This window comes from Magnetovibrio sp. PR-2 (assembly GCF_036689815.1).
GTDB lineage: Bacteria > Pseudomonadota > Alphaproteobacteria > Rhodospirillales > Magnetovibrionaceae > Magnetovibrio.
In genome coordinates this window covers 1-23,700 of the sequence record NZ_JBAHUR010000022.1, presented here as the reverse complement: position 1 = coordinate 23,700, position 23,700 = coordinate 1, and the positions used below count along the sequence as shown (strand labels likewise).

Here is a 23,700-nt window from a genome sequence, read left to right as displayed (position 1 = left end):
GCGACTCGTCGATGAAATCGATGTTAAGGTTTTTGCGGGGAATTGGTTGCACAAATAAGTCGTACAAATCTAGAAATTGTATAGCATTTTATGTGAATTCTAAATTGATCCGTTGGAAAACACAAAACTGAAATATGGGGTCACTTATTCACCAAATCCGCAAACTCGTCGCCCGTGATGGGGCGCCAGAAGTGGTAGCCTTGGCCGTACTCGGCTTTCAGAACTTTCAATAGCGCTTCTTGGTCGATGGTTTCGATGCCTTCGGCCACCACTTGGATGCCGAGGCTTTGCGCCATCAAAAGGGTGGACTGCACGATGGCTTGGGCGGCCACGTCGCTGGACACGTCGCCGACGAAGGAGCGGTCGATTTTTAAGTGCGTGATGGGCAGCTTGGTCAAGTACTGCAGTGACGAATAGCCCGTGCCAAAGTCGTCAATGGCGATGCCGATGCCTTCGTTGTTCAAGTTCGTCAGTATGGAGTTGATGCGGTCCATGTCTTCCATGAAGATGGATTCCGTAATCTCGATCTTGAGGTTGTTGGGGTCCATCTTGGTGCGGTTGAGGATGTTCAACACCCGGTCTTCCACACCGTCACGCTGCATCTGCAACAGCGAAAAGTTCACCGACAGATTAATCGGATCTTCTGCACCACGGTTTTCGCCCCAGCGTTGGTGCTGGACACAGGCTTCTTCCAAAACCCAATCGCCGATGACGTCGATCAATCCGGTTTCTTCGGCCAAGGGGATGAATTCCGCAGGCGGGATATTGCCGCGTTCCGGATGACGCCAACGCGCCAACGCTTCACAGCCGGCAATGGCCCCGTCGCTCAAACGCACGATGGGCTGGTAGTGCAGCGCCAATTCGCCGTCGGCCACAGCCCGGCGCAAATCGGTTTCCATTTTGAGCCGCTTGATCGCGCGGTGTTGCATGTGTTTGTCGAACAGCTCGTAATTGCCGGGGCCTTTGCGTTGGGCGCGGGCCAGGGCGGCAGAGGCGTGCGCGATGACGTCTGGGGCTTCCAGGCCTTCGTCCATGGCACCCGCGACAATCCCGGTTGATGCGGTGAAGACCATGTTTTCGCCGTTGATTTCCATGGGATTGCCGATGATTTGGCGGAAGCGTTCGGCGAGTTTGGGCGCGGTGGTTTCATCGCGGCACCCTTCGGCCAAAATGGCGAAGTCTGCATTGTCGTGGCGGCTGACGGTGGTGGCTTCGGATTCAAACATGCGCGATAAGCTGTCTTCGGCACGCAAACTGTCCATCAGGCGGTGGGCCAACGTGATGACGACGTCTTCACTGGCAACGGGGCCTAAGGTGTGGCGCATTTCTTCCATGCGGTCGATGTGGATCAAGAAAACGGCATAGCGCCCTTGGCGTTTGCGCCGGTCTTTGTCCAACAGCCATTCCAGCCGATCCATAAACAAGAACTTGTTGGGGATTGATGTGATGGGGTCGTAGACCTTGGACTGGGTGACGTCGGTCTGCGAGCCGGAAATGCGTTCGGCTTGGCCGTCGTCAGACCGGGAGGCAACCCCCCGGGTTAAAATCCAACGAAAGGTTCCATCCGTGTGCAGCGCGCGGTATTCGTGTTTGAGCGCTTCGCTCTGGCCCAGCATATGTTCTTCTATGGCGTTTTTCAGCCCGTCCAATTCATCCGGGTGAACCACATCAAACCAGTTTTCGGGGGTTTCTAAGCTTTCGTTTGCATCGAAACCCAACATTTCTTTCCAGCGTTCGGAATAATAGACTTGTCCGGTTTTGAGGTTCCAATCCCACAGGCCATCGTTGGCACCACGAAAGGCCAAGGCATAGCGTTCTTCACTTTCGCGCAGGCGCTTTTGCGCATGGTGCACGTCAAGCTGGGTGTTGATGCGGGCAAAGGCGACAGGGAAGTCTATGGGCTTGGTGATGTAGTCGTTCGCGCCCGCGTTGATGGCTTCGGCAATATGTTCGCTGGCATCGCGTGCGCTGACCATAATGATGGGCAGATCCGCCGCATCCTTGGTTTCGCGAATTTTCGACAGGACAGAGATGCCGTCTAAGTCCGGCATGTTGATGTCCAGCAGCACCAAATCAAAGTCCGTACTGCCAACCTTTCCCAGGGCTGCGTGACCACCATCTGCGCTTTCGGTGGTAAAGCTTTTACGTTCTAAACGCCGCACCAAAAGGTCACGGTTCATGTCGTTATCATCAACGACAAGAATGTGTGCTTTGGGCGGATCGGATTGGTTTTGTTCGGACATGGGACCAATATAGGCGGAAAAGTTCTATTCGTCTGCCATATTAAGCCATGTTTCGATCATTTTCACCAGAGCCGGAAAATCCACAGGTTTTGTGGCGTAATCGTCAAAGCCGGATTTTTCCGCTTTATCACGGTCCGAGGCCATGGCGTGGGCGGTGAGGGCAATAACGGGCAAGCGCTGAGTGTCCGGGTCAGACTTGAGAACCCGCACCGCTTCCCAGCCGTCCATCACGGGCATGTTGATGTCCATGAGAACCAGATCGGGTGGATTGTTACGCACCGCATCCACACCTTCTTGGCCGTCGGTTGCCAAATTGATGGTATAGCCCAGACGCTCTAAACGCCGCGACAGCATGTCGCGGTTCAGTTCGTTGTCTTCAACAAGAAGGATTGTCGCCATCATTTGCCCGGTATTTTGGAATGCCTTTAAGTATCGCTATATTTTCTACGCATCAGCGCCCGTGCTGTCCAGTGCTTCGTTGCTTGATTGGTCGCGAAGAACGGCGGGCAGGCGCACGGTAAATGTCGTACCTTTGCCCAAGGCACTTTGCGCCATAACGTCGCCGCCCATCAAACGGGCAAATTCCCGGTTCACAGTCAGGCCCAGTCCCGTTCCGCCATATTTGCGGGTGGTGGAGGTGTCGGCCTGGGTAAAGGCTTCGAATACTTGCCCCAACTGCTTTTGGCTCATGCCGATGCCGGTATCGGCAACGGAAAACACCATGGTGTCGCCTGCGATATCACTTTCACGATAGGCGCGCAGGCTGATCTCGCCCTCTTCGGTGAATTTGGCAGCGTTGGACAGAAAATTAAACAAAATTTGGCGCAGCCGCATGATGTCGCTGTTCATGATACCAAGGTTTTGTCCGCATTCAATTTTTAAGACATTGTTGTTGGTGGTCATCAACGGCTGTACGGTTTCCCCAACAGATTCCACAACGTCTATGACGCTGAATTCTTCCACTTCAATGTCGATGCGTCCGGCTTCGATTTTAGACAAGTCCAAAATCTCGTTGATGATGCCCAAGAGGTGCTTGCCGGCCGTGTTGATCTTGTCCAAATCCGGCGTCATATCGCTATAGCCTAGGTCTTGGGCGTCTTCTTGCAGCATTTCCGAATAACCGATGATGGCATTCAGAGGGGTGCGCAGCTCGTGGCTCATGTTTGCCAAAAACATAGACTTGGCTTTGTTGGCGGCTTCGGCGTCTTCGCGTGCGCGTCTCAATTGGTCTTCGGCCAGTCGGCGTTCTTGAATCTCTTCGGACAGTTCGTGGGTGCGTTCTTCGACGCGATGTTCCAATTGATCGTGGGCTTCGCGCAATTCTTCTTGGGTGCGTCTGCGGATAATGGCTCCCATCTTAAAGACCCGCAGCGCGCGTAACATATCGCCGATTTCATCCCGGCGGTGTTGGTTGGAAATGTCGACGCTCAGATCCCCATCGGCCAAGCGGGTCATGGCTTCCGTGATGGCGCGGATCGGCGAAGAGATAGAGCGCGCCAAGGCCAACAAGACCAAGAAGAACAAAATTGAAAAGGAAATGGCAATGCCGCCCATCAAGACGTTGAGGTTTTGTTTTCTCTGCGCGGTTGCGACGTTGACCTCGATACTGAGCAGGGCCAGGGCTTTGTGCGCATCGCTCACATTGTTTTCGATTTTGGCGCGCAAACCGTGTTCGAAATCCAAACCAATTTCAGTTGAGGCTTGGGCCAACTGGAAAAACAGTTCTCGGTAATAACTGAGTTGGAGGCTCAATGCCGTGCGCAATTTGGGATTAGCCGACATGCGCTTGACGTCGTCGAGCATTTGCAAGTGGATCAAATTGAACTGCTCGACGTATTGGCTGTCTTTGTGAAGGAGCATGTCTTTGGACAGCAACTGCAATTCGGCCAATTGGTTTTGCAGGCTCAGACGCGCATTATTGGTGGTGGGAATGCGCCCCAGTGTGTCTTTGATATCCGTTATGGACTTGACCAGGTCCAGACGCAGGCCTTCTTGGTCGTTTTGACCGATTTGGGTCATCAACTCGGCCAACACTTCAAAGTGATATTGATATTCGCTGGTGACGATGATCAAACGCTCAAGCGTATCGATGGGCAGTTCTAAGTCCCAAAACTGTTCTTTGAGGTCTTCGGTGCGGATCACGAAGTTTTCAAAGACGGCGCTGAATGCTTCGCGAAAGCGTGGGTCGAACAGGTTGACGAAGTCATTTTGATTGCGCTGCAAGTCGGACACCATCATGTCCATGGACAAAATGGCCGTGCGCGTTTCATCCATGTCACGGATAGAGGTGTCGCGATACCAACTCAAAGAGAGAATAGCGATGATGGCGAAGCCGACCATGGTCGACATCAACAATAATTTGGCGCGGATTGGTAATGTGCGCACGTGTTCGAATATTAAGCCAATGCCTGCTGGCATCATGTGTATCCCGATTTGCGCGGACTGCTTTGCATGACTTGCTTCTCGCCCCAGATGTCTCTAGCCCCAGGACAACAATACTCAGGTTTCATGCGGGGTCAAAGGGCTGATTTGATCTTGGCGGTGAGTTTTGCGCGTGCGTTCTCATCATAATCTTGTGGCGGGTGCACGCCCCAAACCGGACCGGGCCAAGCCGCGTCGTTTTGAAAACGGGCAATCACATGGATGTGCAGCTGTTCCACCACATTGCCCAACGCGGCGACATTGATTTTATAAGGTTGGCATGCGGCTTTGAGCGCCTTGCTGGCGCGGTCGATTTCGGCTGTGACGGCGTTGCGGTGCGTGGGGTTGAGATCGTCGAAGTCCCTAAGCCCGGCAATCGCGGGAACCAAAATCACCCAAGGATAGGTTTGATCGCGCATCAACAAGACGCGACAGACCCCTAAACGGGTGATTTCCACGGTGTCTTTTTCCAAAGTGGGATCGAGTGTGAACGCTGCGGTGTCCATGTTATGGTCCTGATATCTTGAACATAGGAACACTTTTGCATGACTGAGCTGCGCCTGAAAACCGGAATCTGGATCAAAGCCCAACTGCGCCTGTGCGATCAGGCCTTACTGCCCGTCGTCATCGTGCGCCGGGGGGACGAAGACGCGGGCCAGGTGCTGATCAAGCACAATCGCTTGAGCCGGGGGTGTTGGTTGTTGGCGCGCCGCTACAATATGGACAGCGAGCGTGTCTGGACCATTGTTGCAGGTGGGGAAGATATCCATGCCGAGCGGGACTGCGATGCCTACATCGAACGCGAAGCGGATATTGATCCGGACCTCTGGGCAATGGAGGTTGAAGACACTGAGGGTGTGTACAAACCCGATGGGCAAGAACCTGTCGACCTCTAACCTATTGAAATGTAACGATTTAGAAATATTCAAAATTAAGTATTGAAATGATATATATCGTTTTGATATATACTGCTCTGATAGTCATGCGGCGGAGTGCGCGTTGGTGCGACCTCTTCTCGTGTTTTCTTTTGGAGCTTTTAAGTCATGGACGTCAAAACCTTGTGTTTAGGTGTGTTGAGCCTGGGCGATGCCAGCGGGTATGAGATCCGCAAAATGTTCGAAGAGGGGCCGTTTTCGCATATTCACCATGCGAGCTTCGGGTCCATCTATCCGGCGTTATCCAAATTGTTGGAGGCGGGGTACGTGTCCCAAGTGGTGGAGGCCCAAGACGGTCGACCCGATAAAAAGGTCTATTCCATCACCGAAGAGGGACTGGGCGCATTTCGCAAGACGTTGGGCAAAACCCCCGACAGCGACAAGGTGCGTTCCGAAGTTCTGATCATGATGTTCTTTGCCGATCATCTGGAAGACGACCACCTTCAAGAGGTCTACGACAATTATGTTGAGCACCACCGTTTTTTTGTCGAATTGATTGAAAGCAAAGACAACTCGGGCCTATCGCGGGGCCGTATGTTTGTGCGCAATTTTGGACTGCACTTTCACAAAAGCATCTTAGGTTTTCTCGAAGATAATCGCGAAGCGCTGCTGTCTGCCCCCAAAGGTGAGGGCGTGCGCGATTTTGAATCCCTGCGTGAATGCATGGATCACCCCAAGAGCCTCCCCCAAAGCTCCCCTGCCGGAGAAAAGAAATGACCGATGAATTAAAACAAAAAGCTGCAAACTTGACGGGGGCAGTGACCAAGTCCTCACAAGTGTTTGGCATGACCGTCCAGCCTGCACAAAAGACGGCGGCATTCATTGCCATCGGTGCGCTTTTATGGATGTTATCCGGTATCTTCGTCAACGAAGACGCCCAATCCCAAGATGCCCAACCGCAAATCGAAACAGAAACACCCACGCCGCGTGTGCGCGTGACCACGATTGTGGGTGAAGAACATGTGCGCACCATTGCCGTGTTGGGCCGCACCGAAGCTAAAAACGCAGTTTCTGTGCGTGCGGAAACCATCGGTCGTGTGGTTGAGATCGTTGCTGAAAAAGGGGCCATGGTCGAAGCGGGCGAAGTTTTGGTGAAGCTTGATCCGGAAAACTTGCCGGCAAAACTCGCAGAAGCCAAAGCACGCTTGAGCCAGCGCAAAATTGCGTATGAGTCCGCGCGAAAGTTGTCCAAGGGTGGCTACAGCTCTCAACTGAACTTGGCCGAAGCCAAAGCCAACTTGGAAGCCGCGCGCGCCGAAGTCAAAGGCATGCAGCGCGATCTCGACAACACCACCATCATGGCACCGTTTGCTGGTGTGGTGGACGAACTGCCCCTAGACGCCGGTGACTACATCGACAAAGTCGGCGGCGTTGTTGCACGCGTGATCGATCTCAGCGCCATGCTCGCAGCGGGTGAGGTGGCCGAACGCGACATTGGGGGGATTTCGTTGGGAGGCGAGGCCTACATTGTCTTACCGGACGGGCGTGAATTTGACGCGACGGTGTCTTTTGTTGCGAAAGCCTCCAGCGCCGCGACCCGGACCTATAAGGTTGAGGTTCGTTTTGATGTTGTCGACGGTTCCGTTCCCGAAGGCATGACGGCGGAATTGCACCTGCCGATGGAACGCATCAAAGCGCACAACATCACGCCGGCCCTGTTGACCTTGGACGATGAAGGTGACATCGGCGTGAAAGTTGTCATGGCTGACGGCACGGTTGAGTTCTTCCGTGTGGAGATGATTTCCGACACCAAGGACGGCATTTGGCTGACGGGACTTCCCCATGAGGCCAAAGTGATTTCCGTCGGGCAAGAATTCGTCATTCCCGGTCAAACGGTCATCGCTGTCGAGGGCACGTTGGAAACGGCGCGCGATCTTGAAAACGGCGAAGACCAAGGGCAGGAGAACTAAGCCATGCGTGCGCTCATCGACGTTGCGTTTCACCACGCCCGCACCACCATCTCCACGCTGTTATTGCTGTTGATTGCTGGCAGTGTGGCGTACCAGGAAATCCCCAAAGAGGCCGAGCCCGACATCAACATTCCGTTGATCATCGTGCGCGTGATCCATGAAGGGATTTCGCCCGAAGACAGCGAAAACCTTCTGATCCGCCCCTTGGAACAAGAGCTGCGCTCTGTCGAAGGGCTAAAGGAAATGCGCGCCAAAGGCTATGAAGGCGGCGCCAATGTTGTGTTGGAATTCGAAGCTGGCTTCGACGTTGACCAAGCGCTTACGGATGTGCGTGAGAGTGTTGACGATGCCAAGCCAGACCTGCCCAGTGACAGCGAGGACGCAGTCATTGAAGAAATCAACTTTTCCGAATTTCCAGTGGTGGTGATTTCCATGTCCGGCCAAGTGCCGGAACGCGCGCTGTTGAACTTGGGGCGCGATTTGAAGGATGAATTGGAAGGTCTAAGCTCCGTTTTGAAAGCGTCTTTGACCGGCACACGTGAAGAAATGGTCGAGATTCTGATCGATCCGGTGAAGGTCGAAAGTTATGGACTAAGCCCGGATGAGGCGACCTCGATCGTGAAAAGTTCGAACAAACTGGTGGCGGCGGGTGCACAAGACACCGGGCGCGGCAGTTTTACGCTCAAAGTCCCGGGCTTGCTCACTAACGTATATGAAATCATGGAACTGCCTGTCACGGTGGACGGCGATGCCGTGGTACGATTGGCTGACATCGGCACGGTGCGCCGTGCGTTTAAGGACCCAACCAGCTTTGCCCGCATCAATGGGCACAATGCTGTGACCTTGGAGGTCTCCAAACGCAGTGGCGAGAACTTGATTGAAACGGTTGCCCGTGTGCGTGAAAAGGTCGCCGAAGAACAAGCCGTGTGGCCCGAAACTTTGCGCGGTGCAATTTCGGTGAGTTACTCCCAAGATAAATCCACCGACATCAAAGAACGTCTGTCGACACTGGAAAACTCCGTCATCAGTGCGGTGTTGTTGGTGATGATTGTGGTTGTGGGCTCATTGGGTTTGCGCTCGGCGGGCTTGGTCGGCGTGGCCATTCCGGGTTCATTCCTGACGGGTGTTTTGGTTCTGCACATTATGGGCAACACCATGAATATTGTTGTGTTGTTCGGACTTGTTTTGGCTGTCGGTATGTTGGTGGACGGTGCCATCGTGGTGACAGAATACGCCGACCGGAAAATGACGGAAGGCCTGCACCGCAAAAAAGCATATGCGTTAGCGGCCAAACGCATGGCGCCGCCGATCATTGCTGCGACCCTGACAACGCTTGCCGCTTTTTTGCCGCTGCTGTTTTGGCCGGGCGTGGTGGGTGAGTTCATGAAGTACTTGCCAATCACCTTGATCGCTACCTTGTCTGCTTCATTGTTGATGGCGTTGGTGTTCATCCCTGCGCTGGGCGGCTATATCGGCAAGCCTGGACGTGAAGATACCAAGAAGGCGCTCACCGTTGGCGAAGAAGCGGGGCTGGAAACCGCAGGCCCGGTTACGCAGACGTATCTCAACATTCTGGAAAAGGCCTTGCGCCATCCCGCCAAAATCGTTGCATTGTCTGTCTTCGTTTTGTTTGCCGTGTTGGGCACTTATGGTGTTTTTGGAAACGGCGTCGAATTCTTCCCTGAAGTCGAACCCACCAACGCGCAAGTCAATGTGCGGGCGCGTGGCAACATGTCCATTTGGGAACGCGATGCCTTGATGCGCGAGGTCGAAGCCGAAGTTCTTCAGGTGGAAGGCATCCGCACGGTCTACACGCGCACGCAATCCGCTCCGTCGGGTGAACAGGCCGAAGACATTATCGGCTCTGTGTTCTTGGAATTCGAAGACTGGGATAAGCGTCGGAAAGCCGACACCATTTTGGGTGAAATCCGTGAACGCACGGCCCCCATCGCAGGTGTCGTTGTGAATACGGAAAAACAAGAAGGCGGTCCGCCCGTGGGTAAGCCGGTGCAGATGGAAATCTCGTCGCGCTATCCAGAGCTGTTGGGGCCGACGGCGAAACGCATTGTTGAAGAGCTCAGTAAAAACCCGAACTTCGTTGATATCGAAGACAGCCTGCCTTTGCCGGGAATTGATTGGGTGTTCGATGTGGACCGGGCACAAGCGGCAAAATTTGGTGCGGATGTCTCAACGGTTGGTTCCACCATTCGTTTGGCGACGTCGGGTATTAAGTTGGGCGAGTACCGTCCGACCGATACGGATGACGAGTTGGATATCCGTGCGCGTTTCCCCGGTGACTATCGTACCTTAGAACAACTCCGTCATATCCGCGTGAAAACACCCGGTGGGATGGTGCCCATCGACAACTTCGTCACCATGGAAGCCCAAGCCAAAACCGGCACCATCAGCCGCACGGATGTGAAACGTGTCGTGATGGTGAAATCGGACGTGGTTGAAGGTGTCTTGGCCGATGAAATGGTTAAAGGCATTCAAGCTTGGCTGGGCAAAGCCGATTTGGATCCACGCATCTCCATCAAGTTCAAAGGCGAAGATGAAGAACAGGCCAAGGCCCAAGAATTCCTGTCGAAAGCTTTCGGTGTTGCGCTGTTCATGATCGCCATCATTTTGGTGACACAGTTCAACAGTTTCTATTCCGGCTTCTTGATCTTGTCGGCAGTGGTGATGTCGACCATCGGGGTTTTCATCGGACTGTTGATCACTGGCCAGCCGTTCGGCATCGTCATGGGTGGCATTGGTGTGATTGCGTTGGCGGGAATTGTGGTCAACAACAACATCGTGTTGATCGACACCTTTGACCGCTTGAAACAATCCACGTCGGATGCACGCGAAGCCATCATGTTGACGGGTGCACAACGTCTGCGCCCGGTGCTGCTGACCACGGTGACGACCATGTTGGGTCTTTTGCCCATGGCCATGAACATCGGCCTGGACTTCATCGGGCGCAGCGTTGTGATCGATGCCCCGGCCAATCAGCTGTGGGTGCAGCTTTCCATCTCTATCGTGTTTGGATTGGGTTTTGCGACGGTCTTGACATTGATCGTGACGCCATCATTGCTGATGATCCGTGCGAACGTTACAGATTGGCGGATCAAGCGCCGCGTGGCTCAACCCCAGGACGCAAAACCGGCTTAAATCTTACCGGTTTCGCGCAAGTGGCGGATGACATTGGCCAGAGAGCGTGAATCGCCCAGGGCGTCATGGGAGAGCTCCTCATCAGGTAGGCCAAAGTAACGGGGTAAATCCGAGCTGACTTGGGAGTTGTCAACCAATTCGAGGTCTAAAAGAAACTGCCTTAGATCGCGTTCCTTTTTGAAGACATCAGGAACTTGGATGTCATTGAGCGCACAATTTCTTGCGACAATTTCTCCATCCACTCCATAGGGCATGAGAACGGCAAAGTCGTCTTCGATGAATTCGACGAACGCGCTCAAGACTTCGGGAAAAGGTTTGCCTTGCTCATCAATGGCGTTTTGGGTGATGCCGGTCAATTCGATGATATAGTCGCTCAATTCCGGATTAACCTTTGGGCGAATGTACCTCATAAAAGAACCGGTCTCCCGAAAGCCGTCAGCAATATCAAGCTTGACGGCACCGATCTGAATGATTTCCGGATAGCGCCCAGGTTGTGTCAGATTACTCTCTAAAAAACCGGCCCAACTGGTCCATTCTGTGTCATAGATCAAAAGTGAGCCGTGCTTAAGATTTTGGATCATGAAAGCGCTTTCTTATTCGTCTTCGTCGGTGAGTTCGATGGGACTGTCATCGGTGTCGCATTTTCCTGTACGGGCACAGATCATGCGATAGCTCCGTACAGCGAAGGGAATGGAAATCATGTACGCCGCCAAGATGCCCGACAGGGTTACCCACGGTGCACCGATCAAGCTGGCGATCACAACAACGAACAGGACCAAAAACGGCAGCACCAGTTTGGGGCTGAGTTTGACCTTTTTGAACGAATAGGTGGGGATGGAGCTGACCATCAATATGGAAACCACCAGGGCAAATGTCGCAACCAATTCCGGACGGCGCACATAGTCGCGGACAAAGTCTTCGGGCAGATTAAACGACGCGATCATGGGCAGAAGGACAAGCCCCGCTGCGGCAGGCGCAGGAACGCCGGAAAAAAACGTCGATGCCCAAGCTGGCGGGTCGGGGTCTTCGGCAGCGGTGTTGAAGCGCGCCAAACGCAAGGCGCAGCTGACGGTGAACAGCATCACCAAAATCCAGCCGAAACGGCCAAAGTCTTCCAACGCCCAAAAGTACAGCATCATGGGCGGCGCCACGCCGAAGCTGAGAATGTCGGACAGGCTGTCGAGTTCCGCCCCGAACTTCGATGTGCCTTTGAGCATACGGGCGACGCGGCCATCCAGGGTGTCCAAAATCGCGGCGGCGAGAATCGCTAAACAAGCATGTTCCCACTGGCCTTCATAGGCGAAGCGTATGGCCGTCAGTCCCGAGCACAACGCGATAAGCGTCAGCATGTTGGGGATCATGACGTTTAAGTTTAAACGGCGGCGCTTCGGGCGCTTGACCTGGCTTTCGTCACTCATCAGCGTATCTCACCTGTGCGTGCGGGCTCTTCGGAACTCAGATCGGCAATCACCGTTTCGCCTGCGGTGGTGAGCTGACCCACGGACATTAAGGACGCTGTGCCTTTGGGCAGATACACATCCACGCGTGAACCGAAGCGGATCAAGCCGAAGCGCTGCCCCGCTTGCAAGAAGTCGCCTTCTTCAACTTGGCAAACAATGCGCCGCGCCACCAGCCCGGCGATTTGCACAAAGGCAATGTCATGGTCCGTGGTGGTCTTCATGGACAAAGACATGCGTTCGTTGAATTCGGAGGCTTTGTCGAGTTCTGCGTTGAGGAATTTACCTGGCCGATAAGCGATTTTGGTGATGTTGCCGTCCATCGGTGCGCGGTTCACGTGAACGTTAAAGACGTTCATGAAAATGCAGACGCGCGGGCGCGCTTCGTCGCCCATGTCCAGCTCAGCCGGCGGTACGGCTTCATCGATCAAGCACACCCGGCCATCGGCTGGGGCAATCACCAGACCATCGCGGGTCGGTGTGACGCGGTCGGGGTCGCGAAAAAAGTAAACGCACCACAGGGTCAGGACCAGCCCGATCCAGCCGAGTGGTTCAGCGTAATAGCCTGCGGCCAAAGCGACGATGGCGAAGATGGCGATAAAGGGCCATCCGGCACGGTTGATGGGGACCAAGATGGTCTTCACGTGTTGGTCTTCCTTAAGTCTCGGGCGGCGAGCCGTCCATTTAAACAATTTGCGCGCATTGTAGAGGCGTGCGCGGCGGGTGGAAACCCATTATTACAGTTGAAAAGTGTGGGCTGTTGGCCTTGTCATTGGCCGGGTAAACGGAAAATCTGGCCTGGATAGATCAGGTCCGGATCGCGGATCAAGGACTGATTGGCTTCATAGATCATGTGATAGCGCAGGCCTTTGCCATAGGTGTTTTCGGCCAATCGCCACAAGCTATTGCCGGGCTGGACCACGATGAAGCTGCCGGGCTCTAAGTCTTTGGTGTCTTCGGGCTCGGCGCGTTGGAAGGGCAGTTCGCGCCGGGCCAGGACTTGGCCTTTGGCGTCAATCATGTCCGCGCGCAAGGTATACGTTCCCGGGGCAATATCGGTTTGCGGGGTCAATGACCAGCGCCCGACTTCGTCGGACTGTGTGGTGCCGATAAAGTGGTTGTCGATATACAATTGTACGCTATGGCTCGGCTTGGCGTGACCGCTGATGGTGAGATTGCCGCCGCCGTAATCCACGGAATCAACACCGAAGACGTCTTCCGGTCCTGGTTTTTGCAGAACTTGGCTGCCGCCGGTGCCGTCGCGGCGCACCTTCAAGGCGAGGGCCCCGTCGGTATCGCCGCCGCGTTCGGGCACCACCAAAATCACCACGTGATCGGACAACACGGGATCGCGGTCTTTATACGTCATGCGCAGGCCCAAACGGCGCTCACCCGGCTCCAGCAGAGTTTCAGGCACGAACACCCATTCGCCGTTGGCATCCGTGTGGGCAGCCCCAAAGACCGCTTCGCCGTCCAGGATTTCTACATTCGAAGACGGATGGGCGCGTCCGGCCATGACGGCGTTGCCCTCGGGATTGACGCGTACGACATCGAACGTGGGCGGTGTCAGCTCTTCGATCTGGGGGGCTTGGGGCTTAGATTGTCCCGCCGTTTGCGGTGCGGGAGCCGGGGCATCGGGTTGCCCCAACACCAAACTCAGGCCAACGGCCACGGCTAAAATGAGCGCACCGACAACGCCAATGATGACGGATTTATTCAAAGATCCCAGCTCCCTAACATCTGATCATCCCACTGGATTTGGACGACAAGACTAAATGCGCAATGCACTTTGAGCAAATAAATGATTGATGTGGAAAGTTTCTCATCGCGTGTGATCAGAGGCTTACCATTCACTCCCTTGGGATTGCAGGGCTTTTTGGGTCTCGACACGGTTTTGGATGGGCGGGCGGCTCATGAGATATTCAATCAAAGCCGCGCGGTCTTTCAGTGTCATCTTGCTGGTGGAGTGGCTCACCGATTCGCCCATAACCCCGCCGACGAAGTCGCCATCGGGCAACATGCCGATGGTGAACAACATGTCAAAATCGCCTGCCCCCCATTTGCCCACGCCTGTTTCCTTGTCAGGCGTAATGTTTGGGATGGTGATGCCTTCAAGATTGCGTTTGGTTCCGGCGTAGGCCATGTCGTCGTCGCGCGCGCCCAGAGGTCCGCGCGGTGTGTGGCATTCGTGGCAGTGGGACAAGGCTTCAGCCACGTAACGCCCTCGGCTCCAATGGGGCTTGGGGGCTTTGTCCAGATACAGCCAGTTCCAAAACCGCACGGTCCAGCGCCAACCGAACGGGGGGGTGAGGTCGTGGTCTTTGTTTTTGCGGCTGACACTCGGCTGCGCTTTGAGATATCCCCACAGTGCTTCCAGGTCTTGCTGGGTCATGTTGGTATATGACGTATAGGGAAAGGCTGGAAAATAGTGCGACCCATCCGGTGCGCGGCCATGGCGCATGGCGTGTTCAAAATCCGCAAAGGTCCACACCCCAACCCCGGTGGCCACGTCCGGGGTGATGTTGGGGCTGTAAAAGGTGCCGAAATCGGTTTCAAACGCCCGGCCACCCGCCAAGCGGGGGCCGTTGTTTTTTTTGTCCGTATGACACCCTTCACACCCGGCGAGGTTAAAGATGTATTCTCCACTTACGCCGGGGGCTTGGGCAGACGTCACCATGGGCGTCGCGCCGAGAGCAAATACGATCAGCGCTGCGCCAACACGATTTTTCACGGGCAATCCTATTGTTTCTTCTCGCGGAAGTTTTCGTGGCAATTTTTGCACGCACCGCCCAGCTTGCCAAGGGCGGCGCCGACGGCAGCCATATCTCCCGACATGGTGGCGGTCTCCATGCCTTTGGCGGCGGCTTCGAACATGGAAACGGCTTTGGCGAACTCGGCCGGTTTTTCCCAAACGGCGGGCAGAGCTTCGGTCTCACCAAAATCGGAGCCTGCCGGGAAAACCGACCGGGTGATTGAGGCCAGTTCAGCTAGGCCACGTCCGTGGGCAGCGAGGTTGGCTTTGTTGCCGGTTTGGCCTTTGAGGATGCCGACAATAGCACCCATGTGCCCGCCGATGGATTTCATCACGGCTTTGCGATACTTGATTTCGCCCGCTTCGTCAGCCAGCGCAGGTGTACTGACGGCTGTCACGGAAACAAGGCATAAGGCCAGGGCGGCAGATTTAAAGATATGCATGGCTTGAACTCCTGAATGCGTTGGGGCAAGGTCAAAAAAAAGTGTTACGGCTATGTATGTAAGTGACCTATGGGGGATTTCCATGACGAAGTTATCGTCTTTGTGTGTGTTTTGCGGCTCTCGTAACGGAGAAGACCCGGCGCACGGTGAAGCCGGCCAAAAGCTGGGTCAGATGCTCGGCGAAAAGGGTGTGCGCTTGGTTTACGGCGGGGGCGGCATTGGCTTGATGGCCACCGTCGCCAATGCAGCTGTGGCCGCTGGTGCGCCGGTGACCGGCATTATCCCTGAATTTCTGCGCGCCTACGAAGTTGGCGTGGTCGAAGGTGCGGATGAAATCGTGGTCGAAGGCATGCACGCACGCAAAGCCAAAATGTTTGAGATTTCAGACGCTTTTGTGGTGCTGCCGGGTGGCTTGGGCACGCTGGACGAAAGCATTGAAATCACCACGTGGAAGCAGCTGCAACAGCACAACAAGCCTATTATCTTTGTCAACATCAACGGCTATTGGGATCCGTACTTCGCCCTCATAGACCGGGTGGTGGACGGCGGCTTCGGTCATCACAAGGTCAAGGACCTGTTCCAGGTTGTGGATAACATCGAAGACGTCTTTAACGCCATCGAACAAGCCCCCGATGCCGACGCCGTGGTGCTGACCAGCCACCTTTGAAGGTGAAAAAAGGTTGTTTTTTGATTTTCCTCTCTATAATAAGTTTAGCTTTCAGGAGGGAAAGTTATGCCATCTCTTCAAACAATTTGGGATAAATGGCGCTACCCGTTAGGTCGCGTTGTGACGAATACAGCGGCTATGTTTGGCATCACTACTGGTGTTGCATGGTTGATATCTGTTTTTGCTGTTGATCGTACGCACGAGTTGTTGGTCCAAAGTTCTGCATTGGCTCTGATCGCTTTGCTATCTGTGCTTGCCCTGATAATTGTTGGGGTCCAAATTGCCCCAGGCAAACAAGTAGTCAACGCCTTAAGTGATTTTGATAAAGCTAGTGTGAGCCTTCGTGATTTTCATTCATTTGTGCTCTATTGCCTTGAAAACCCTAATGGCGATGTTGATAGAAATATAGAGGTTGCTCGAAATCTACTTACCGATGCGTTGGATGTTTATTCACATGTGTTTTCCAACGTAACAGGCACACGTTGCCGACTGTGTATAAAAATGTTTTATGAGCATAAGGGGAAGCAGCATGTATACACATTGGCTCGCGATTGGTCATCTTGGAGACAGTATTCACAGGATGACAAAGTAAGATATGAAACGCATCATGATGTGCTTGAGTTGAATACGGACTTCTTGATGCTTTATGACCCTGCTGTAAATGACAAAGGGTATTTCTATTCACCCAACCTCGAAAAACACGAAGGTTATGCATCATCCAGCAACACATATTGGCAAAGAGGTCGTCATTTCAGCGAATGGCAGCTGCCTTATAAAACTTCTATTGTTTGGCCGATTCGGCAAGACAAACGACCAGACTTGGGTTACACAGACGATCGTCTCATTGGTTTTCTCGCCTTAGATGCCAATATTATCAATGCATTCTCAGAAGATCGAGATGTATCTATGGGCAGGCCTCTGGCTAGCCTACTATATCTTGTGCTACAACCGTTTCAGGAACTAATGGCGGTTCGTACAGAGGATACTGATGGGACAGGGGATCACGATGGGAAAGAATGACAAAATGTCAAACAATCTGAATGGCGGCGCTTATACACTAGAATCAAAGCCGAGAAGCAAGTCGAACGAATATGATGTCGTCGTTAAAAGTCGTTCAGCGGGCGGTCGATCTGTTGGTCAGTTTACATTGGTAACCACTCCAGTTTCGAAAAACTACTTTTCAAACGTTTCCCCAGCGAAAATTTCCTCAAAAAGGCGTTAACACAAGTTAACGCCTTGTTTGCAGCTCTTCTGCGAAAATTTGTTATAATCCTTTGCTCCTTGCTGCTGAATAGCTCTACTTTGTTCGCCAGCCCAAAAGTGTAGGTTTTTGAGAAGCGGTGCTTGTCAAAGTGGATCACGGGCCTTATGTTGCACGCGCACAATAACAACTAACTTAAGCTGCTTCAGCACTCATAAAGCCCTCGAAAGAACCCTGTTCACACTGCTGGTGATTCTGGGGGACGGGGAAACTAAGGAGACACACGGATGTCGAAAATCAAAGTCGCCAATCCTATCGTCGAGCTCGATGGCGATGAAATGACCCGCATCATTTGGGAATTCATCAAGAACAAACTGATCCTGCCGTACCTGGACGTGGATCTGAAATACTATGATTTGGGCATGGAAAAGCGTGATGAGACGGATGATCAAATCACCATCGACGCTGCCAACGCCATCAAAGAACATCGCGTCGGCGTCAAGTGCGCCACCATCACCCCGGACGAAGCCCGCGTGGAAGAGTTCGATCTGAAAAAAATGTATCGCTCGCCCAACGGCACCATCCGCAACATCATCGGCGGCACCGTGTTCCGTCAGCCGATCATTTGCGACAACGTGCCGCGCTTGGTTCCAGGCTGGACCCAACCGATCGTTATCGGCCGTCACGCGTTTGGTGATCAATACCGCGCCACCGACATGGTCGTGGACCGTCCCGGCACGCTGACCATGAAGTTCGTTCCGGAAGACGGCTCTGAGCCCATCGAACACACCGTGTTTGATTTCCCCGGCGGCGGCGTGGCTATGTCCATGTACAACTTGGATGATTCCATCCGCGGTTTTGCCCGTTCGTGCATGAACTACGGTCTGAACATGGGCTGGCCGGTGTACTTGTCCACCAAGAACACCATCATGAAAGCCTATGACGGTCGCTTCAAAGACCTGTTCCAAGAAGTATTCGACGCTGAATTCAAAGAAAAATTCGACGCTGCGGGCATCACCTACGAACACCGCCTGATCGACGACATGGTCGCTTGCGCCATGAAATGGTCCGGTGGCTTTGTTTGGGCGTGTAAGAACTACGACGGCGACGTACAGTCCGACACGGTTGCTCAGGGCTTCGGCTCGCTGGGTTTGATGACGTCCGTTCTGATGACGCCGGAAGGCGACGTTGTGGAAGCGGAAGCCGCACACGGCACCGTGACCCGTCACTACCGCCAGCACCAAGAGGGCAAAGAAACCTCCACCAACCCCATCGCGTCCATCTTCGCATGGACCCGTGGCCTGGCCTATCGCGGTCAGTTCGACGATACGCCGGACGTGGTGAAGTTTGCTGAAACCTTGGAAAAAGTCTGTGTCGACACCGTCGAAGCCGGTTTCATGACCAAAGACTTGGCCTTGTTGATCGGCCCGGACCAAGCCTGGATGACCACCAACCAGTTCTTGGAAAAGCTGGACGAAAACCTGAAAGCCGAAATGGCGACCTGGTAAGCCACACACACCTGTATGAAGAAGCCCCGCTGATATACTCGGCGGGGTTTTTTCTTGCGCTAAAAGGGGATAGGGCTAAAATGGCCTCCTTGGGAAGGGCTCAATTGCCGGACGATGGGGGCGTGCATGTCGACTGATCCAGATCTTCAGATGATTTTGGCGGATATTCGCCAAGATTTTATTGATAATACCCGTGACAAACTCGACGATCTGGAAGAAGAAATCGAAGCGCTACGCCAAGGCGACACCAGCGCCGAACAGCATATCCTTGAAGTCAAACGCGTGATCCACTCCATCAAAGGGGCAGGGGGCTCGTTCGGATTCCCCACCATTTCTAAAGTCGCCCACGGTCTGGAAGACTATTTGGAAACGTCGGGCGACGTGTCCACGGTGGCTGCCGAAGACTTAATGGTCTTCATCAACACCATCACCGATATTTTAATCGCCGGTGAAGAACCGGACCACGAGCTGGCGCATATGATGCTGCGCTCACTGCCCACGGGCCGCCGTCAAAGCGGTGCGCGGGCACTGGACAAGGGTTCGGCCCTGATGCTGATGCCGCGCGGCGTGCAGCGGAAAATCATTTCGCAAGAGCTCGCCCAACTGGGCTACAAGGTCACCATCGTCGAAAAACCGGTGGAAGCCATTGATATGGCGTTGACGCTGCATCCCGATTACGTCATCACCACCCAGGCCTTAGGGCCCATTACGGGCATGGAATTGGCGTGGGCTCTGCAGATGTTTGCCGTCACCCGGGACGTCAAGGTTGCTGTCGTTACAGCCGACGATATTAATGAAGAGATGGTCGAATCCTTGCCGCCGCACACCACGGTTATCAAAAAAGGCCCCCGTTTTTCGCTGGAATTGATGTCGTTTATTCGCAAGGCCGGGAAATAGGCCGGATTTCGGCGGAAAATATCCAGCGTTTCGGGCCATTTATGGCTTGACGCATACCCTAAAATTCCGTAAAACCCGCCCACTCGGGGCTGCACGTGGTGTGGCCCTGCATATGTTTTTAGATGAGGAGCCGAACAATGGCCCGTAAATGCGCCCTGACCGGCCGTGGCGTTCTGACCGGTAACAACGTGTCTCACGCCCACAACAAAACCCGTCGTCGTTTCCTGCCGAACCTGCAGGATCTCTCTTTGTTGAGCGACGCCCTTGGCACCACCGTTCGTCTGCGTTTGTGCGCCAGCACCATCCGCACCATCGAACACAACGGTGGCCTGGATGCATACCTTTTAGGGACGTCCAACCTGAAGCTGACTGATGAGGCTAAAAAGCTGAAGCGCCGTATCCAACGCGCGCTCGCCAAAGCCGCGTAAGTCAGGCTCAGTTGGACCATCTAAAAAGCCCGCTCGAAAGAGCGGGCTTTTTGCTGTCTAATCGCTTGTAAGCGGTTGCTCTGCTTCCTATTCTTAAACCATGGATTTATCAAATTTTCACCCGACAAGGCGGCGGTTTATCCGCTCCCTTCTCCTCGCGACAGGCTTTGCGCCTGCCATGCTCAGTCTATTGAAGAAAGCCGGTGCCGAAGGCCACGTGCCCTTAACGCCGGGCATTCAGGAAGCCTCTGGTGATGTGCGTCTCAACGGCCTGTCCGCCAAAAAGGGTGACGAAGTCCGCCCAGGCGACGTCTGCTCAACAGGCGCGGACGGCAGCTGCACGATCATCATCGGGCATCATTCTTACTTGTTGCGTGAAGACTCCGTGGTCGAGTTTTACACCGAGCATTTCGAAGAAGGGCTGGAGCGCGATTTGTCGGGCGAGATTCGCTTGTTTGCGGGTTCCATGTTGTCGGTATTCGCACCGACTCGGACCAACATCGTCACGCCCATGGCGACCATCGGTATCCGTGGGACGGCGTGTTATGTCTCGGTAGAGAAGGGCCGCACCTATGCCTGTGTGTGTTATGGCGGGGCGGATCTGAAAAGTGCACAGTCGGGAGAATTGTTGGAAACGGTCGCAACCCAGCACCACGACAGTCCGCGCTATATCTATGAAACCGATGCCCCAAAATTGATCGAAAAAGCGCCCGTGATTGACCACACGGACGCGGAGCTGCGCATGCTTGAGGCATTGGTCGGGCGCATCCCGGCGTTTGATAAGCCGGGCGCTCCGCCCTATGACTACAATTATCTGAAAAAGTAGGTTTATTCTGCCGCCGCTTGGTTGCCGGGCAGGGCGTCGAATACGCCATCCCAGAACTGGGTGCGCGCTTCTATGGCGTCTAGTGCAGCCTGCTCGGCTTCTTTGCCCTTGCGTGCATCGTCGGCGATGAAGCTGTTTAACATGCGCAAAGATAAGGGCGCGTGGAAGTCCTCATCCAAGTGGATGTGACGTTCCAGGTAGTAATGGAACGCCGGAGCGTCCTTGTTCGTAATGCCCATGTCTTTTAAGAACGAACGGAACATTGACGGAATGATGTGTTCGCGACCCAACGCAAAAGCAGCCGATATCACGTGTGACTTTCCGCTTTCGATGAAGGCGAAGGTATGTTCCATAAACGCGCGCGACGGGGCGGGCACGTCGTGCGTGCTCAGGGCTTTTTGAATGCCGTCACGGGCTGCGGTTTCGACGAAGGCCTTGACCAGCGAGGAGTCCCCCCCGATTTCATCCATAGCCAAGCAATAGAGCTCAAAATGGCTGGCGAATTCAGGTTCCGCGCCGGGCAGGCCTTGGTCGGTTTCTTCTTCCAAAACGATTTCGTTGATGAAACGACGCACCACCGGATCACCCTTCGGTGCCCAAGGCACCTGGATCGGAGCCAGTTCGTTTTGCAAGGTTTTGCACAAAGACATGAAGTCCCACACCGAAAAGACATGGTGTTGCATGAATACACGCAAGTCTTCCACCGTTCGCACGGATTCGTAAACCAAGTGTTTGGACAGACGTTCGCGTGCGGGGGCGATCAAGTCGAGGTTAAATTGTGTCATCGGTATTCCGAATTTTTCTGAGCGTGGGCCACTTAGAATTAAAACGAAGGGATATCTAAAGTGGTTTGAGCTTGAGGTAAAGTGAAAATACAAAACTTATATGGTGAATACAGGATTGACGTGCAAGGCCTGCGTGACTATCTCACATGCGAAATGACGTGATCAGAAGGAGTTAGCGCAAAATGGGTTATATGCGCACAGCTGTTTTGCTGTCTGGGATGACCGCACTTTTTTTGGGCGTGGGGTTCTTTTTGGGCGGTGAAGGCGGTTTGGTGATCGCTTTGATGGTGGCTTTGGGTATGAACGCCTTTGCCTATTGGTCGTCCGACAAGATGGTTTTGCGCATGTATGGCGCAAAAGAAGTCAGCCGCGCCGAGCAGCCGGAATTCTACGACATGGTTGCCGCACTGGCGCAGCAGGCCGAGCTGCCCATGCCCAAGGTCTATATCATCGACGAAGCCCAACCCAACGCATTTGCCACTGGGCGCAACCCTGACAACGCAGCCGTGGCGGCGACCACGGGATTGTTGCGCATCCTTAACACAAATGAAGTCGCAGGCGTCATGGCGCACGAACTCGCCCACGTGAAAAACCGCGATACTTTAATCATGACCATCACCGCGACCATCGCCGGTGCCTTGTCCATGTTGGCCAATTTCGCCATGTTTTTCGGGGGCTCGAGCGATAGCCGCAACAACCCGCTGGGGATCATCGGTGTGCTGTTGGTGGCTATTTTGGCGCCTATGGCGGCGATGATGGTGCAGATGGCGATTTCTCGCACACGCGAGTATGAAGCCGATCGTATCGGTTCCGAAATATGCGGCCAACCTATGTGGTTGGCGAGCGCATTGGCGAAATTGGAGCAAGGTGCGCAGCAAATTGACAACGTGCGCGCCGAAGACAATCCCGCCACCGCGCACATGTTTATCGTCAACCCGCTGCACGCGCGTAAAATGGACAATCTGTTTTCCACCCACCCCAATATGAAAAACCGCATTGAGCGTCTCGAAGCCATGGTGGGTGATATGAAAGCTCAGCCTACTCAAGAATCAGCGCGTTCGACGTATTCGACGCCGCCGACCTCCGAAGGCCCGGTCCAGCGCGCGCGCCGCTCCAGTTCGGTCCCGCACACGCGCCAGGGCAACGACGACATTCGTCCCAAGGGACCTTGGGGGCAAAGATAGTCAGGTTCAGAATTTGCGGCTAAAGTGGTGGGACAGAGAGGTTGAGGAAAGGCTAGTCCATGAGCGATCGTGAAGCATTGATGAAACGGCGTAGCGAATTGATCACCAAATCATCGCGCCAAACCTGCTGGCCGTGTGAAGACCCGCGCAAGCAAAACAAGATGATGCGTTACGACGACCCCATCGCATCCGGGTGTAGCTGCGAAAAAATCGAACCTTTCGTCGAAGAGCTCAAAGAGGTCGAAGCCCAGCTTGGCTTAAAACGCAGATAGCTTTGTGTGAGACCTCAGCCGTCCTCCGGTTCCACCGGGATGATATGCAAGTGGCCGTTTTTCACGCCGGTTTGTGACGTGATATGATTGGCGACGTGGCGCACCTCTTTCACCGTTCCATTGAGCACGGTTGCTTCCAAACAATTGTTGGCGTCGATGTGCAGGTGCAGGGTTGCCGCAGGAATATTGTGGTGATGGTGCTGCGCTTCCATGAGCCGGTTGGATAACTGGCGTTCGCGGTGGTCATAAACATATGTGACGCAGCCGACGCACGCTGTTTCTTCGCTGGCGTCCACCCGGTCTTGGGCCAACAGTTGGCGCACAGCGTCACGCATGCCCTCTGAACGGTTGCCATAGCCTTTTTCATCCAAAAATAGATCGAACTGTTCCAAAAGCTCCGGCTCCAAGGAAATGGTCACCCGTTCGGCTGATTTTTTATCTGTCATGGACATGCCTCAAGACTCAGAGTGTGAATATTTTAAATTCGTCATACTGCATTGGGAGCGGTATGAGAACGACACCTTGAGTATACGAAATCAGCAATCGATAGGGGATATAATATGAAACGTTTGGTTTTGGGCGGTTTGCCCCTCGCCCTTGGATAATTGCAGAACTCAA

The 23,700-nt window shown here is 54.0% G+C and carries 24 protein-coding genes; 12 read left to right on the top strand and 12 right to left on the bottom strand.

All coding sequences use genetic code 11. The annotated features are described in order from the left end of the window. Window positions 1–140 precede the first annotated feature (140 nt). From V5T82_RS17600 to V5T82_RS17585, 4 genes are all read right to left on the bottom strand, one after another. Complete coding sequence (locus V5T82_RS17600; protein ID WP_332896987.1) at window positions 141–2,243, bottom strand: EAL domain-containing response regulator; 2,103 nt, start codon at window positions 2,241–2,243, stop codon at window positions 141–143. Between the two features lie 24 nt (window positions 2,244–2,267). Continuing rightward, a complete protein-coding gene (locus V5T82_RS17595) occupies window positions 2,268–2,645 on the bottom strand; it encodes a response regulator (protein ID WP_332896986.1) in 378 nt (125 codons plus the stop codon). Window positions 2,646–2,687: 42 nt separating this feature from the next. Then, the gene (locus V5T82_RS17590) at window positions 2,688–4,664 is read right to left on the bottom strand and encodes a sensor histidine kinase (protein ID WP_332896985.1); all 1,977 of its coding nucleotides are present in this window, start codon (window positions 4,662–4,664) and stop codon (window positions 2,688–2,690) included. Between the two features lie 95 nt (window positions 4,665–4,759). Continuing rightward, window positions 4,760–5,170, bottom strand: a complete 411-nt coding sequence (locus V5T82_RS17585; RefSeq protein WP_332896984.1) for an HIT family protein — start codon at window positions 5,168–5,170, stop codon at window positions 4,760–4,762. 39 nt (window positions 5,171–5,209) lie between these two features. On the opposite strand from V5T82_RS17585, the gene V5T82_RS17580 reads away from it, so the two are divergent. The 4 genes from V5T82_RS17580 (at window position 5,210) to V5T82_RS17565 (ending at window position 10,662) form a co-directional block, all read left to right on the top strand. Next, complete coding sequence (locus V5T82_RS17580) at window positions 5,210–5,560, top strand: DUF1491 family protein (protein WP_332896983.1); 351 nt, start codon at window positions 5,210–5,212, stop codon at window positions 5,558–5,560. A 147-nt stretch (window positions 5,561–5,707) separates the two neighbouring features. Next, on the top strand, window positions 5,708–6,316 hold the full coding sequence (locus V5T82_RS17575; protein ID WP_332896982.1) for a PadR family transcriptional regulator: 609 nt from the start codon (window positions 5,708–5,710) through the stop codon (window positions 6,314–6,316). Further along, window positions 6,313–7,509, top strand: a complete 1,197-nt coding sequence (locus tag V5T82_RS17570; RefSeq protein WP_332896981.1) for an efflux RND transporter periplasmic adaptor subunit — start codon at window positions 6,313–6,315, stop codon at window positions 7,507–7,509. The genes V5T82_RS17575 and V5T82_RS17570 overlap by 4 nt, the downstream gene beginning before the upstream one ends. A gap of 3 nt (window positions 7,510–7,512) precedes the next feature. Continuing rightward, the gene (locus tag V5T82_RS17565) at window positions 7,513–10,662 is read left to right on the top strand and encodes an efflux RND transporter permease subunit (protein WP_332896980.1); all 3,150 of its coding nucleotides are present in this window, start codon (window positions 7,513–7,515) and stop codon (window positions 10,660–10,662) included. On the opposite strand, the gene V5T82_RS17560 is transcribed toward V5T82_RS17565, so the two are convergent. From V5T82_RS17560 to V5T82_RS17535, 6 genes are all read right to left on the bottom strand, one after another. After that, entirely contained in the window at window positions 10,659–11,243 is a 585-nt protein-coding gene (locus V5T82_RS17560) for a 3'-5' exonuclease (RefSeq protein WP_332896979.1), read from the bottom strand. The genes V5T82_RS17565 and V5T82_RS17560 overlap by 4 nt on opposite strands. A 12-nt stretch (window positions 11,244–11,255) precedes the next feature. Then, window positions 11,256–12,080, bottom strand: coding sequence for a CDP-diacylglycerol--serine O-phosphatidyltransferase (gene pssA / locus V5T82_RS17555; RefSeq protein ID WP_332896978.1), 825 nt, complete (start codon window positions 12,078–12,080; stop codon window positions 11,256–11,258). Next, window positions 12,080–12,763, bottom strand: a complete 684-nt coding sequence (locus tag V5T82_RS17550) for a phosphatidylserine decarboxylase (RefSeq protein ID WP_332896977.1) — start codon at window positions 12,761–12,763, stop codon at window positions 12,080–12,082. The genes pssA and V5T82_RS17550 overlap by 1 nt, the downstream gene beginning before the upstream one ends. 125 nt (window positions 12,764–12,888) lie before the next feature. Beyond that, on the bottom strand, window positions 12,889–13,839 hold the full coding sequence (locus V5T82_RS17545) for a LysM peptidoglycan-binding domain-containing protein (protein ID WP_332896976.1): 951 nt from the start codon (window positions 13,837–13,839) through the stop codon (window positions 12,889–12,891). 123 nt (window positions 13,840–13,962) lie between these two features. Further along, complete coding sequence (locus tag V5T82_RS17540; RefSeq protein ID WP_332896975.1) at window positions 13,963–14,850, bottom strand: c-type cytochrome; 888 nt, start codon at window positions 14,848–14,850, stop codon at window positions 13,963–13,965. Window positions 14,851–14,858: 8 nt separating this feature from the next. Beyond that, window positions 14,859–15,314, bottom strand: coding sequence for a c-type cytochrome (locus V5T82_RS17535; protein ID WP_332896974.1), 456 nt, complete (start codon window positions 15,312–15,314; stop codon window positions 14,859–14,861). 82 nt (window positions 15,315–15,396) lie between these two features. Between V5T82_RS17535 and V5T82_RS17530 the strand changes: the two genes are divergently transcribed. The 6 genes from V5T82_RS17530 to V5T82_RS17505 all read left to right on the top strand — a co-directional run bounded on the left by V5T82_RS17530 (window position 15,397) and on the right by V5T82_RS17505 (window position 20,841). Next, window positions 15,397–15,981 carry an LOG family protein gene (locus V5T82_RS17530; protein WP_332896973.1) on the top strand — a complete coding sequence of 195 codons (585 nt, stop codon included), beginning with the start codon at window positions 15,397–15,399 and terminating at the stop codon, window positions 15,979–15,981. Window positions 15,982–16,047: 66 nt separating this feature from the next. Further along, complete coding sequence (locus tag V5T82_RS17525) at window positions 16,048–17,001, top strand: hypothetical protein (RefSeq protein ID WP_332896972.1); 954 nt, start codon at window positions 16,048–16,050, stop codon at window positions 16,999–17,001. A gap of 468 nt (window positions 17,002–17,469) precedes the next feature. Next, a complete protein-coding gene (locus V5T82_RS17520) occupies window positions 17,470–18,690 on the top strand; it encodes an NADP-dependent isocitrate dehydrogenase (protein ID WP_332896971.1) in 1,221 nt (406 codons plus the stop codon). Window positions 18,691–18,816: 126 nt separating this feature from the next. Further along, the gene (locus V5T82_RS17515) at window positions 18,817–19,587 is read left to right on the top strand and encodes an Hpt domain-containing protein (protein WP_332896970.1); all 771 of its coding nucleotides are present in this window, start codon (window positions 18,817–18,819) and stop codon (window positions 19,585–19,587) included. A gap of 137 nt (window positions 19,588–19,724) precedes the next feature. Next, a complete protein-coding gene (gene rpmB / locus V5T82_RS17510) occupies window positions 19,725–20,015 on the top strand; it encodes a 50S ribosomal protein L28 (RefSeq protein WP_332896969.1) in 291 nt (96 codons plus the stop codon). A 178-nt stretch (window positions 20,016–20,193) separates the two neighbouring features. Beyond that, entirely contained in the window at window positions 20,194–20,841 is a 648-nt protein-coding gene (locus tag V5T82_RS17505) for a FecR family protein (protein WP_332896968.1), read from the top strand. A gap of 2 nt (window positions 20,842–20,843) precedes the next feature. Here V5T82_RS17505 and V5T82_RS17500 read toward each other — a convergent pair whose 3' ends face one another. After that, window positions 20,844–21,626: a DUF3050 domain-containing protein gene (locus V5T82_RS17500; RefSeq protein ID WP_332896967.1), complete on the bottom strand. Its 783-nt coding sequence runs from the start codon at window positions 21,624–21,626 to the stop codon at window positions 20,844–20,846. Between the two features lie 182 nt (window positions 21,627–21,808). Here V5T82_RS17500 and htpX point away from each other — a divergent pair, with 182 nt between their 5' ends. Together htpX and V5T82_RS17490 are read left to right on the top strand one after the other, a co-directional pair. Continuing rightward, the gene (gene htpX / locus V5T82_RS17495; RefSeq protein ID WP_332896966.1) at window positions 21,809–22,810 is read left to right on the top strand and encodes a zinc metalloprotease HtpX; all 1,002 of its coding nucleotides are present in this window, start codon (window positions 21,809–21,811) and stop codon (window positions 22,808–22,810) included. Between the two features lie 59 nt (window positions 22,811–22,869). Next, complete coding sequence (locus V5T82_RS17490; protein ID WP_332896965.1) at window positions 22,870–23,082, top strand: hypothetical protein; 213 nt, start codon at window positions 22,870–22,872, stop codon at window positions 23,080–23,082. 14 nt (window positions 23,083–23,096) lie between these two features. On the opposite strand, the gene nikR is transcribed toward V5T82_RS17490, so the two are convergent. Further along, window positions 23,097–23,528 carry a nickel-responsive transcriptional regulator NikR gene (gene nikR, locus V5T82_RS17485; protein ID WP_332896964.1) on the bottom strand — a complete coding sequence of 144 codons (432 nt, stop codon included), beginning with the start codon at window positions 23,526–23,528 and terminating at the stop codon, window positions 23,097–23,099. Window positions 23,529–23,700: the final 172 nt, after the last annotated feature.

Bases quoted from the DNA above. Each gene is read 5' to 3' on its own strand.
- V5T82_RS17565 (WP_332896980.1), top strand. From the start codon at position 7,513: ATGCGTGCGCTCATCGACGTTGCGTTTCACCACGCCCGCACCACCATC.
- V5T82_RS17600 (WP_332896987.1), bottom strand. From the start codon at position 2,243: ATGTCCGAACAAAACCAATCCGATCCGCCCAAAGCACACATTCTTGTC.
- V5T82_RS17525 (WP_332896972.1), top strand. From the start codon at position 16,048: ATGCCATCTCTTCAAACAATTTGGGATAAATGGCGCTACCCGTTAGGT.
- V5T82_RS17585 (WP_332896984.1), bottom strand. From the start codon at position 5,170: ATGGACACCGCAGCGTTCACACTCGATCCCACTTTGGAAAAAGACACC.
- htpX (WP_332896966.1), top strand. From the start codon at position 21,809: ATGGGTTATATGCGCACAGCTGTTTTGCTGTCTGGGATGACCGCACTT.
- V5T82_RS17530 (WP_332896973.1), top strand. From the start codon at position 15,397: ATGACGAAGTTATCGTCTTTGTGTGTGTTTTGCGGCTCTCGTAACGGA.
- V5T82_RS17595 (WP_332896986.1), bottom strand. From the start codon at position 2,645: ATGATGGCGACAATCCTTCTTGTTGAAGACAACGAACTGAACCGCGAC.
- V5T82_RS17500 (WP_332896967.1), bottom strand. From the start codon at position 21,626: ATGACACAATTTAACCTCGACTTGATCGCCCCCGCACGCGAACGTCTG.
- V5T82_RS17580 (WP_332896983.1), top strand. From the start codon at position 5,210: ATGACTGAGCTGCGCCTGAAAACCGGAATCTGGATCAAAGCCCAACTG.
- V5T82_RS17520 (WP_332896971.1), top strand. From the start codon at position 17,470: ATGTCGAAAATCAAAGTCGCCAATCCTATCGTCGAGCTCGATGGCGAT.
- V5T82_RS17590 (WP_332896985.1), bottom strand. From the start codon at position 4,664: ATGATGCCAGCAGGCATTGGCTTAATATTCGAACACGTGCGCACATTA.
- V5T82_RS17515 (WP_332896970.1), top strand. From the start codon at position 18,817: ATGTCGACTGATCCAGATCTTCAGATGATTTTGGCGGATATTCGCCAA.
- nikR (WP_332896964.1), bottom strand. From the start codon at position 23,528: ATGACAGATAAAAAATCAGCCGAACGGGTGACCATTTCCTTGGAGCCG.
- V5T82_RS17505 (WP_332896968.1), top strand. From the start codon at position 20,194: ATGCTCAGTCTATTGAAGAAAGCCGGTGCCGAAGGCCACGTGCCCTTA.
- rpmB (WP_332896969.1), top strand. From the start codon at position 19,725: ATGGCCCGTAAATGCGCCCTGACCGGCCGTGGCGTTCTGACCGGTAAC.
- V5T82_RS17575 (WP_332896982.1), top strand. From the start codon at position 5,708: ATGGACGTCAAAACCTTGTGTTTAGGTGTGTTGAGCCTGGGCGATGCC.
- V5T82_RS17535 (WP_332896974.1), bottom strand. From the start codon at position 15,314: ATGCATATCTTTAAATCTGCCGCCCTGGCCTTATGCCTTGTTTCCGTG.
- V5T82_RS17490 (WP_332896965.1), top strand. From the start codon at position 22,870: ATGAGCGATCGTGAAGCATTGATGAAACGGCGTAGCGAATTGATCACC.
- pssA (WP_332896978.1), bottom strand. From the start codon at position 12,080: ATGAGTGACGAAAGCCAGGTCAAGCGCCCGAAGCGCCGCCGTTTAAAC.
- V5T82_RS17570 (WP_332896981.1), top strand. From the start codon at position 6,313: ATGACCGATGAATTAAAACAAAAAGCTGCAAACTTGACGGGGGCAGTG.
- V5T82_RS17560 (WP_332896979.1), bottom strand. From the start codon at position 11,243: ATGATCCAAAATCTTAAGCACGGCTCACTTTTGATCTATGACACAGAA.